Annotated in this window: 9 protein-coding genes and 1 tRNA gene; 3 read left to right on the top strand and 7 right to left on the bottom strand. The window is 57.1% G+C overall.

Going from position 1 to position 11,400, the window contains the following annotated elements; all coding sequences use genetic code 11:
- Positions 1 to 336: hypothetical protein (locus O3A94_10795; GenBank protein ID MDA1356739.1), on the top strand; the 336-nt coding region annotated here is incomplete at its 5' end.
- A 137-nt stretch (positions 337 to 473) separates the two neighbouring features.
- On the opposite strand, the gene O3A94_10790 is transcribed toward O3A94_10795, so the two are convergent.
- Positions 474 to 842: a hypothetical protein gene (locus O3A94_10790; protein MDA1356738.1), complete on the bottom strand. Its 369-nt coding sequence runs from the start codon at positions 840 to 842 to the stop codon at positions 474 to 476.
- Between the two features lie 315 nt (positions 843 to 1,157).
- Between O3A94_10790 and O3A94_10785 the strand changes: the two genes are divergently transcribed.
- Positions 1,158 to 1,583 (top strand): hypothetical protein, encoded by a 426-nt coding sequence (locus O3A94_10785; protein MDA1356737.1) that lies wholly within the window; start codon positions 1,158 to 1,160, stop codon positions 1,581 to 1,583.
- Between the two features lie 280 nt (positions 1,584 to 1,863).
- On the opposite strand, the gene O3A94_10780 is transcribed toward O3A94_10785, so the two are convergent.
- The 6 genes from O3A94_10780 to ssb all read right to left on the bottom strand — a co-directional run bounded on the left by O3A94_10780 (position 1,864) and on the right by ssb (position 8,254).
- Positions 1,864 to 1,939: transfer RNA gene (locus O3A94_10780), tRNA-Lys, on the bottom strand.
- A gap of 95 nt (positions 1,940 to 2,034) precedes the next feature.
- Positions 2,035 to 3,162, bottom strand: coding sequence for a tRNA guanosine(34) transglycosylase Tgt (gene tgt / locus O3A94_10775; protein MDA1356736.1), 1,128 nt, complete (start codon positions 3,160 to 3,162; stop codon positions 2,035 to 2,037).
- The gene (gene queA / locus O3A94_10770; protein MDA1356735.1) at positions 3,159 to 4,250 is read right to left on the bottom strand and encodes a tRNA preQ1(34) S-adenosylmethionine ribosyltransferase-isomerase QueA; all 1,092 of its coding nucleotides are present in this window, start codon (positions 4,248 to 4,250) and stop codon (positions 3,159 to 3,161) included. Before queA ends, tgt begins: the two co-directional genes overlap by 4 nt.
- Positions 4,251 to 4,300: 50 nt before the next feature.
- Complete coding sequence (coaD, locus tag O3A94_10765; protein MDA1356734.1) at positions 4,301 to 4,807, bottom strand: pantetheine-phosphate adenylyltransferase; 507 nt, start codon at positions 4,805 to 4,807, stop codon at positions 4,301 to 4,303.
- Positions 4,804 to 7,566, bottom strand: a complete 2,763-nt coding sequence (gene gyrA, locus O3A94_10760) for a DNA gyrase subunit A (GenBank protein MDA1356733.1) — start codon at positions 7,564 to 7,566, stop codon at positions 4,804 to 4,806. Before gyrA ends, coaD begins: the two co-directional genes overlap by 4 nt.
- 193 nt (positions 7,567 to 7,759) lie before the next feature.
- On the bottom strand, positions 7,760 to 8,254 hold the full coding sequence (gene ssb / locus O3A94_10755; GenBank protein ID MDA1356732.1) for a single-stranded DNA-binding protein: 495 nt from the start codon (positions 8,252 to 8,254) through the stop codon (positions 7,760 to 7,762).
- 241 nt (positions 8,255 to 8,495) lie between these two features.
- Between ssb and uvrA the strand changes: the two genes are divergently transcribed.
- On the top strand, positions 8,496 to 11,375 hold the full coding sequence (gene uvrA, locus O3A94_10750) for an excinuclease ABC subunit UvrA (protein MDA1356731.1): 2,880 nt from the start codon (positions 8,496 to 8,498) through the stop codon (positions 11,373 to 11,375).
- Positions 11,376 to 11,400 lie beyond the last annotated feature (25 nt).

The following is an 11,400-nucleotide window of genomic DNA, read 5'->3' as shown; positions in this document are numbered from 1 at the left end:
ACGTTTATGAATAACGAAGTTTTGAAAGACGTGCAGCAAGCACTGAACACGATACGTGCATTAGCAGACAAGGCAGACGCTGAAACAAAAATGGCAGCGTTGCAGTTGATGTTAGGAACAAGTCAGAGTGTTGTGGCACTAGCGAAGAAACTGACAACACCAAAGACAAAGACAAAAACCAAAGTTGTCAAAGCCTACATACCCAAAGAGAAAGTTGTGCAGAAAGATCCAGAGCAACAGCAACAAGCAGAAGAGCCAGCAACACCTTCTCAACTGCAACCATTCAAGCCTATTCCGCCGTTATCAAATCAACATAGCGATACAGAGAATGTGTGAAAACGAATCAAATGAGCACGGTTTGTGGTGTGTCGTAGAAGTTGTGTGCTGGTAGATAGGCTGACTATGCGATACGCATTGCAAATATATTAGACATAAAAAAACCGCGCCGAAGCGCGGTTTTTTACTATTTTTTGTTAACCATTGTCAGTGCATTTATTGACTTTCTGTGCCTCTTGTACTGCTTCAAGTTGACCTTTCGTGCTTGCGAGACGTGAGGCCTGTGCTTGATTGCCTTCAAGCATCAATGCTGCTGGCGCAAATAAGATCCAAGCAACTAATTCTGCAGTTTTGTCCGAATCGTAAGCAGCATCAACTTCTGCGCCAGCGGCTTGCGCTTCTCTGACAAGATTCGATTGCTCTGATGCCAGTTCCTTGCAAGACATTTTTAAGTATGGCGCGATAGGCATACGTACAGATTGAACTTCAGATGCTTTTTGAGCACTACTGCAGCCGCTTAACACTATTACCGACGCAGCAAATGCTGCAATGTATGTATTCTTCATTGCTGATGTTCCTCTGTACAGAAAGATGATAGAAAGCAGAGATATAAATATCCTCTTGATATTAGATACGAGGGGGGTGGGGGGTGTCAAGCAGTGACTGTTCTAAAAATATAACAGAGTATTTCAGATGGATTTTTATCTTTGTAAAACAGATAGATAAGTTGGCTTAAGCATACTTTGGGAGCAGACAACGTAAGCGTAGTAAGGACTGGTTTTTTGCATTTCTGCAACAGAACAGCGATTCAAATGTAATAGAAGACAGCCTTTGTAATCTGAACGCACTATGCGTGTGCAGACACAAACAAGGAGGCTGCTATGACATTGTTATCTTCCCTCACATTCGTTGAATACAAGGCTACTTCAAGCAACCCAACACTCAATCGTCGTCGCAAACTTGCTGTAAAGATTGAAGAGCAAGAACGGATTGCGGCAGACGCAGACTACGTGCCAACCAAACAAAAGTGGGTAAAAGGTGCCGACGGCGTAGAAAGCAGAGTTGCAGCACCGAAGCGTGTAAAACGGTGGTGGACACATTCAAGCGACGGTGGGGTGTTGTTGACGCTGCGGTATGGCAGCAAGCCGATTGAGTTTGTAAAAGGAAAATCCGCTATCGCGCTCAAGTCAGAGGCAGACGTTGCCCCTACCCTCTCCTCACTCAAACAAGCAGTATTAGAGGGTGAGTTGGATACGCAGATTGAGGCACTTGCAGCGTTTGGCAGAAAGGTGCGAAAAGGGCGTTAAATGAGGGCTGTGGGCTAAATCGTGTTGACACGTTTCGCAGCCAACACTGGTATACTACTGCTATACTATTTTGCCTCTATAGTAGTGCAACATACTGATAGTAAATGATAAAATAGCGTCTTCGATACACTCCGAAGGCAGAGGTCACAGGTTCGGATGTTCACGACCAGGTCTAGATGCACTCAAAAGCGAAATACCATTTTGTCGCCTAAATTGTCGCCTATTAGCTTTTTAAAAATATTCGTGCTTTACAAAAGTCCGCCTAACTTATTGAAATAATTGGTAGGCGCGACAGGATTCGAACCTGTGACCCTCTGATTAAAAGTCAGATGCTCTGCCAACTGAGCTACGCGCCCCCGGGCGGTGCGCCACCATATGGATTGGCCTTGTTGCGGTCAAGAAATGGCTGGTGGGCCAGACCGCTCCGGCCCGCTCGCGTGGAAAATGCAAGCTATAGCGGTTCAATATCACCCACCTCCGCATGCGCCAGGAATTGTTCGGCAAATTCGCACATCGTGCCAGAGGCAATGGCCTGGCGCATGCCCTGCATCAAGGATTGATAGAAGTAGAGATTGTGCAGCGTCAGCAGAATTGGGCCGAGCATTTCCTGGCAGCGGAATAGATGGTGGATATAGGCGCGGGAATAGCCGGCGCAGGTCTGACAAGTGCACTCCTCATCCACCGGACGCGGATCGGCGGCGTGCCGGGCATTGCGCAGATTGATCGTGGCACGCGCGGTATAGCCGCGCCCGGTGCGCCCGGATCGGGTTGGCAGGACGCAATCAAACATATCAACGCCGCGGAGCACCGATTTCACCATATCGCTGGGCGTGCCCACACCCATCAGATAGCGCGGACGATCTTCCGGGAGCGCGCCTACAAGACCATCGAGCACCGTTAGCATTTGTTCCTGGCCCTCGCCCACCGCCAAGCCGCCGATGGCGTAGCCATCGAAGCCGATTCCGCGCAGCGACGCTGCGCACTCGGCGCGGAGGTCAGCAAATACGCCGCCCTGAACGATACCGAACAACGCGTGGCCCGGACGTTCCTCAAAGCGCTCGCGGCAGAGCGCGGCCCAGCGCATAGAGCGGCGCATCGAGCTTGCTGCGTCCTCCTCACTCACCGGATAGGGTGTGCATTCATCGAGGACCATGGTGATGTCGCTGCCCAATTGACGCTGGATATCGATTGACGCGGCAGGCGTCAGGCGATGGCGCGAACCGTCAGTATGGGCGCGAAACTCGACGCCATTTTCGTCGAGATTGCGGATCTTCGAGAGCGACATAATTTGAAAGCCGCCGGAATCGGTGAGAATCGGCCCCGGCCAATTCATGAACTTGTGCAGGCCCCCGAGCTCGGCAATCCGCGCGGCACCGGGGCGGAGCATAAGATGATAAACATTGCCGAGAAGGATATCCGCGCCTAAGGCGGCGACCGCCTCGGGCAGCATGCCCTTTACCGTTGCGGCGGTGCCGACCGGCATAAAGGCCGGTGTCCGCACCACGCCATGGGCGAGTTCCAATTGCCCGGTCCGCGCCGCACCGTCCCGGGCCGATATGACGAACGGGATGGTGCTCATGTGCCAGCCCTAGCAATTGCCGCCGCTTCTGCCGCAACTTCGGCTGTATCTGCGGGGGCGAGAAGGCTGGCATCGCCATAAGAATAGAAGCGATAGCCCGATGCGATAGCGTGCGCATAGGCTTGCCGCATGCAGGTCATGCCGGCGAAGGCGGAGACCAGCATGAACAGGGTGGAGCGCGGCAAATGAAAATTGCTCATTAGGAGATCGACGATCTTGAAGCGATAACCCGGCTCGATAAAGAGGTCTATTTCGCCTGAAAAAGGCGTCAAGCGCCCCTCAGCATCAGCCGCGTGTTCGAGGACGCGCAGGCTGGTGCTGCCGAGGGCTACGACGCGCCCGCCATTCTCACGCGCAGCATTGATGCGCTCCGCGGTCGTGGCGCTAAGGGTGCCCCATTCACTATGCATGACATGATCCGATGTATCCTCCGTGCGTACCGGTAAAAACGTCCCGGCGCCAACATGAAGCGTAATGAATTCGCAGGTCACGCCGCGCGCATCCAGCGCGGCGAATAGCTCCGGCGTCATATGGAGGCCCGCGGTAGGCGCCGCAACGGCGCCATCCTTGGCGGCATAAATTGTTTGATAATCAGCCTTGTCGCGTGCGTCCGCGCCATCCGAACGGGGGATGTATGGCGGCAGCGGCGGCACGCCCTGACGCTCGAGCGCGGTACGCAGCGGCGTGCCGCGCAGCCCGAATTTGAGGCGCACCTCCGCGCCCTCGCGGGACAGAACATCGGCCGAGAAACCATCCGCAAAGATAATTTCATGGCCGGCCTTGAGGCGCTTGGCCGGGCGCGCGAAGGCGTCCCAAACGCCGTCTTCCACCATGTGGTGAAGTGTTACTTCGATGTGCGCTTCGCCGCGCATGCCGGTCAATCGCGCTGGCAGCACGCGGGTATCATTCAGAACCAGCACATCGCCGGGCGAGAGCAGCGCAGGCAGATCGCGCACGGTATGGTCGCCCAGGGCGCTTTGGCCGACACTTTGACCAACATGGAGAAGCCGTGCGGAATCGCGCGGCGAGGCCGGACGCGCGGCGATGCACTCCGGCGGCAATTGAAAATCGAATAAATCGACCTGCATAATAGGGTTGACCGACCGCGCGAACGGCTAGGCGGCTCGCCCAGCCGAGCTCAGGTTTCGCCTTGATAGCGCGCCACCAAGCGGGTGGCCACGTTCGGCGAAACGAAACTGGTGATATCCCCGCCCAGCGCCGCGATTTCCTTGACGAAGCGTGAGGAAATAAATTGATGAGTTTCCGACGCCATCAGAAAGACGGTTTCGACATTCGGATTGAGACGCGCATTCATGCCGGTCATTTGAAATTCGAAATCAAAATCGGAAACGGCGCGCAAGCCACGCACGATGACCCCGGCATTCATTTCCTCAGCAAAATGCATAAGCAATTGATCGAAGGGGCGCACTTCTATGCGGTCGCCGTCCGGATCAAAAGCCGACAGATCGCCACGCGCCATTTCGATTCGATCGTCGAGGCTAAATGCGGGGCCTTTGCCAGCATTGGAAGCAACACCGACGACGAGTTTATCGACCAGCCTGAGGGCCCGGCGAACAATATCGCAATGGCCCGAGGTAACGGGGTCAAATGTGCCTGGATAAATGCCGATACGATGTTTACTCATGCTTGTGCGTCTTCCTCGCCATCGCCGTCCGCTTCGGCGCCTTCGTCCACATCATCCGCCTCGCTCAACGCCTCACCGGCGCTGCCTGTTTCAACCACGCCGCCGGCTTCATCCTCATCACCCGCTTCATCATCCTCAGCTGCGGCCTCGCCCAGATGGGCGACCGAAACCACGCGTCCGTCCTCGGCCAAGCGGAAGATGCGAACGCCACGGGCGCCGCGCCCGACCTTGCTGATACCGTGTACCGCGCAACGGATCAGCTGGCCGCCATCGGTCACCAGCATGATCTCGTCATCCTCGGCTACCGGAAAGGCGGCCACGACCTTGCCGGTCTTTCCGACATCGATATTGATTACACCCTTACCTCCGCGCTTTGTCACACGATAGTCATGCGCCGATGAGCGCTTGCCATAGCCATCGTCGCGCACGGTCAAGAGAAATTGCTCAACCATCTGCAACGCGGCGCGGCGCTCGGGAGCAAGTTCCGGCACTTCGTCGTCGCGCTTACGGCCAAAATAGCCGTCGCGTTCCTCCGGCGTCACACCGGTGTGATGCAGAATTGTCATGGAGATGAGTTTGTCGTCTTTGTCGAGGCTCATGCCACGCACGCCTTGCGAGCTGCGCCCCTTAAAGAGGCGCACGTCAGGCACCGGGAAGCGAACGCATTTGCCGCCCGCGGCGGCGAGCAGAACATCGTCATCGTGGCCGCAGAACCGCACGCCAACGATGCTGTCACCTTCTTCCAACTTCATGGCAATTTTTCCGTTGGCCATGACGCTACGGAAATCGGCGGCGCTATTTCGCCGCACAGTGCCCGAACGGGTGGCGAACATAAGCTGGCTATCGGCCCAACTTTCTTCGTCTTCCGGCATCGGCAGAAGGGTGGAAATGGTCTCGCCCTCGGCCAGCGGCAGCAAATTTATGAGCGCCTTACCGCGCGCCTGGGGCTCGGCAAGGGGCAGGCGATAGACCTTGAGCTTATAAACTTTGCCGGCACTGGAAAAAAACAAGACCGGCGTATGGGTGTTGAGGACGAACAACTGGTTGACGAAATCCTCATCCCGTACGCGCATGCCCGCACGGCCTTTGCCGCCGCGGCGCTGGGCGCGGTACGTCGAAAGCGGTACGCGCTTGATGTAGCCGCCATGACTCAAGGTGACGACCATCTCCTCGCGCTGAATCAAATCTTCAACGTCATGCTCAAACTCATGCTCGACTAGGGTCGTGCGGCGCGGATCGGCGAATTTCTCACGTGCGTCGCGCAATCCCTGGCGCAGAACGTCGCGGAGTGTTTCCGGGTCATGCAAGATGCCGATATAGCGCTTGATATCATCAACAATTGCGTGCAACTCGTCGCTAAGCTTGTCGCGCTCCATCGCCGTTAGTCGTTGCAGGCGCAACTCGAGAATGGCCTTGGCCTGCTCCTCCGAAAGGCGGCAGGTGCCGTCTTCGGCCACCGATTGGCGCGGATCGGCAATTAATTCGATCAGCGGGCGCGCATCCTTGGCCGGCCATGCTTGCCCCGTCAGCCCTTCACGCGCGCTGGCCGGATCTTTGGCCTTGCGGATCAATTCTATGATGGGGTCGATATTGGCGATGGCGATGGCAAGCCCAACCAAAATATGCGCCCGGCCACGCGACTTGCCGAGGAGATATACGGTGCGCCGGGTGATGACTTCCTCGCGGAAGGCGACGAAGGCGGCGATAACCTCCTTCAGGTTCATAATGCCCGGCTTGCCGCCGCTCAGCGCCAGCATATTGACGCCAAAGCTGGTCTGCAGGGAGGAATAGCGATAGAGCTGGTTGAGCACCACCTCGCCGATAGCGTCGCGCTTCAACTCGATCACCACGCGCACGCCGTCGCGGTCGGATTCATCGCGCAGGTCGCTGATACCCTCGATCTTTTTCTCATGCACCAACTCTGCGATGCGCTCCATCATGCGCGACTTGTTAACCTGGTAGGGAATCTCCGTGACAATGATGGCTTCGCGATCCTTGCGCAGTTCTTCAATCGCCGCGCGGGCGCGCACGATCACCGAGCCACGCCCAGTGTGATAGGCTTGGTGGATGCCGGCGCGGCCGAAAATAAAGCCACCGGTGGGAAAATCAGGCCCTTCGATGAATTTCATCAGGCCTTCGATGGTGATTTCCGGATCGTCGACATAGGCGAGGCAGGCATCGACAACTTCGCCGAGATTGTGCGGCGGGATATTGGTCGCCATGCCAACCGCAATGCCGCTGGCGCCGTTAACCAAAAGATTGGGATATTCGGCCGGCAGCACGGTCGGCTCGAACGAGGATTCGTCATAGTTAGCCTGAAAATCGACCGTTTCTTTGTCAAGATCGGTGAGCAGCGCATGGGCGGAGGCCGCCATACGTACTTCGGTGTAGCGCATGGCTGCGGGAGGATCGCCGTCCATCGAGCCGTAATTGCCCTGGCCGTCTAGAAGCGGCAAGCGCATGGAAAAATCCTGCGCCATGCGCACCATCGCATCGTAAATGGCGGAATCGCCATGCGGGTGATATTTACCCATCACATCGCCGACGACACGGGCGGATTTGCGGTACGGCTTGTCGGCCGTGTAACCGCCCTCATTCATGGCGTGGAGAATGCGCCGGTGCACCGGCTTCAAGCCATCACGAACATCCGGCAGCGCCCGCGACACGATCACGCTCATCGCGTAATCGAGATAGGAGCGCTTCATTTCGTCTTCGATAGAGACCGGTTCGTCGCTGTGAGGCGGCTCGCCGGGCGGTATTTCCGGCGGCACCTCAGATGGCGGAATGGGCGGTGTCGTGGTGCTCAACAGCCTATCTTAATCTATTGATTTAAAAGAAAACGTGCGGGCTGCACGCGCCCGAATCGCTCGGCTTAATTATAATCGATTAGACGGCAGCGGACAACGCCTCAGGCGCTGTCCAGCAAACGCTGAAAGTGAATGTCTAGGGATGCTAGAAGGGAATGTCGTCGTCAAGGCTGCCACTGGAAGGGGCGCCCGCGTCTGAGCCTCCTGATCCACCGCGCGACGGCCGGTCTTGGTCATAATCTCCGCCGCCGCCGCCTCCGCCACCTCCACCACCGCCTTCACCTTCCCCGGCGCGATCAAGCATTTGCAGTTCGCCCCGGAAACGTTGCAACACCACTTCGGTCGAATATTTTTCGACGCCGGATTGGTCGGTCCATTTGCGCGTTTGCAACTGGCCTTCGATGTAAATCTTGGAGCCTTTGCGGAGATATTTCTGCGCCACTTCGGCCAATTTATCGTTGAATATCACGACCCGATGCCACTCGGTTTTCTCCCGCCGCTCGCCGGTGTTCTTGTCGCGCCATGACTCTGATGTGGCAAGCGACAGATTCACGACCGGATTGCCGTCCTGCATCTGGCGCGCCTCCGGGTCCCGTCCCAAATTGCCCACCAGAATTACCTTGTTCACGCTGCCAGCCATGTCGCTCTCCTACTCGCTCATTGCGTCCGTTCGTCGACTCTCCGTAAAGGCTATTTTGGCGTATCGGCCAGGCTGCCGCAATCGCCGCTGTGCCCGTTTTGAAGGGGAGCACACAGGGCAATATCCAAACCTAGGGCGGAGGATGGTGCAAATCCGCGATCAGGCTCGCAATCAGGCACGGCGCTGCCTATATTGCCTCTCAACTCATCCCACTCCGTCGAGATCGTCCGAGCTCAAGAAGATGCACAACACCATCAGCGTACGCGGCGCCCGGGAACATAACCTCAAGGGCGTGGACGTGGATTTACCGCGCGATAAGCTGGTGGTGATTACCGGCCTCTCGGGTTCGGGAAAATCCTCGCTCGCCTTCGATACCATCTATGCCGAAGGGCAGCGCCGCTACGTCGAGAGCCTCTCGGCATATGCCCGGCAATTCCTACAATTGATGCAGAAACCTGATGTTGAATCGATTGACGGCCTGTCGCCGGCAATTTCCATTGAGCAGAAGACGACATCGAAAAATCCGCGCTCGACAGTGGGCACGGTGACCGAGATTTACGATTATCTCCGACTGCTCTACGCCCGCATTGGCATTCCTTATTCGCCAGCGACCGGACTGCCAATCGAGAGCCAGACCGTGAGCCAGATGGTTGACCGCATCCTCCAAATGAAGGTTGGGACCCGACTGCTGCTGCTCGCTCCAATCATCCGCGGGCGCAAGGGCGAATACCGCAAGGAATTGGCCGACCTGATGAAGCGTGGCTTCACCCGCGTCAAAATCGATGGCGAGATGCACGATATCGATTCGGCGCCGGCGCTCGACAAGAAGAAAAAGCACGATATCGAGATCGTCATCGACCGCCTCGTGGTTAAGAGCGATCTCGGAAACCGATTGGCCGACAGCCTGGAGACCGCGCTTTCCTTGACCGACGGCCTGGCCATCGCAGAGGAGGCTGAGAGCGGCGAGCGGACCATTTTTTCGGCCAAATTCGCCTGTCCGATTTCGGGCTTTACCATCGAAGAGATCGAGCCGCGCTTGTTTTCCTTCAACAATCCGTTCGGCGCCTGCCCGGCCTGCGACGGCCTCGGCGTGCGGCTCTATTTCGACCCGCAATTGGTGGTACCGGACGAGGCTTTGGCGCTGCGCGAAGGCGTCATCGCGCCGTGGGCAAAGTCTTCTTCGCCCTATTACAACCAGACCCTGGACAGTATCGCGCGCCACTATAAAGAAAGCACAATCACCGCTTGGCGGGAGCTGCCGGAAAAAATTCGGAACGTAATTCTGTACGGCTCGGGCAGCGAGCGGATAAAATTCCGCTACGACGACGGCTCGCGTGAATACAGTACCACCAAGGCCTTTGAAGGCGTGATCCCGAATCTCGATCGGCGCTGGAGCGAGTCTGACAGCGCTTGGCTGCGCGAGGAAATGGCCAAATTCCAGAGCGCGGCGGCGTGCGAATCCTGCGCCGGAAACCGGCTGAAGCCCGAATCTCTGGCGGTGAAGATCGGCGGCCGCCATATCGCTGAGATCACCAAGCTGAGCATTCTACAGGCCGCGGAATGGTTCACCGCGCTCGATACGCAACTGAGCGCCAAACACAAAGAAATCTCCCAGCGCATCCTTAAGGAAATTAATGAGCGGCTGCGCTTTCTCGTCGATGTCGGCCTCGAATATCTCACATTGGCGCGCTCGGCAGGCACGCTATCGGGCGGCGAAAGCCAGCGTATCCGGCTCGCCTCGCAAATTGGTTCGGGCCTGACCGGTGTGCTTTATGTGCTCGATGAGCCATCGATCGGCCTGCATCAACGCGACAATGCCCGCCTCCTGGCAACTCTGAAAAACTTACGTGACCTCGGTAATTCAGTGCTCGTCGTCGAGCATGACGAAGAGGCCATCCTCAGCGCTGATTACGTCGTCGACATGGGCCCCGCCGCCGGCGTACATGGCGGCGAGATTGTCGCCGAAGGTACACCGAAAGAGATTATGGCGGCGCCGGCGAGCCTAACCGGGAAATATCTCACCGGCGTGGAGCAAATCGCCGTGCCGGACAAGCGCCGGAAAGGCAAAAAGGGACAATCTGTCAGCGTCATCGGCGCGAACGCCAACAATCTTCAGAATATCGATGTGCACATACCACTCGGCACCTTTACCTGTGTTACCGGCGTGTCGGGCAGCGGTAAATCGACGCTGGTAATCGACACGTTATATAAGGCCGTGGCCAAGCGTATGAACGGTGCACGAGCGCAACCCGGCGCGCATAAAGCGATCGAGGGGTTAGAATTTATCGACAAGATCGTCGATATCGACCAATCGCCGATCGGCCGTACGCCGCGCTCCAACCCAGCAACTTATACCGGTGCATTCGGCCCGATCCGCGATTGGTTCGCTGGCCTGCCGGAGGCCAAAGCGCGCGGCTACAAGCCGGGCCGCTTCTCGTTTAACGTCAAAGGCGGGCGCTGCGAAGCGTGCCAGGGCGATGGCCTGATCAAGATTGAAATGCATTTCCTGCCAGACATTTACGTCCAGTGCGAGGAGTGCAAGGGGCACCGCTATAACCGCGAGACTCTGGAAATCCATTACAAGGGACTATCCATCGCCGACGTGCTGGACCTCACCGTCGAGGCGGCGACGGAATTCTTCAAAGCGGTACCGGTGATCCGCAACAAGCTAGAAACATTGCAACGCGTCGGCCTCGGCTACATCAAAGTCGGCCAGCAGGCGACGACGATCTCGGGCGGCGAAGCGCAGCGTGTGAAATTGGCTAAGGAACTGTCGCGCCGCGCGACTGGGCGCACCCTCTATATCCTCGATGAACCCACTACCGGCCTGCATTTCCATGACGTGCGCAAATTACTTGAAGTGCTGCACAGCCTGGTGGAAACCGGCAACACAGTACTCGTCATCGAGCATAATCTAGAAATCATTAAAACCGCCGACTGGGTTATCGATCTCGGCCCCGACGGCGGCGACGGCGGCGGCCGGCTGGTCGCCGAAGCCCCGCCGGAAGGTTTGGCCCAAATCGCGGAAAGCTATACCGGCCAATACCTTGCGAAAGCGCTCGCGCCAAGGAGCGCCCAGCCTAAGCGCCGGCGCGCCACCGCCAAGCGCTCTGCTGCCTGACTCCGCCAAAATGATTAATCATTTC

Source organism: Pseudomonadota bacterium (assembly GCA_027624955.1).
Classification (GTDB): Bacteria; Pseudomonadota; Alphaproteobacteria; order UBA828; family UBA828; genus PTKB01.
This window is presented reverse-complemented; position numbering and strand designations above follow the sequence as displayed.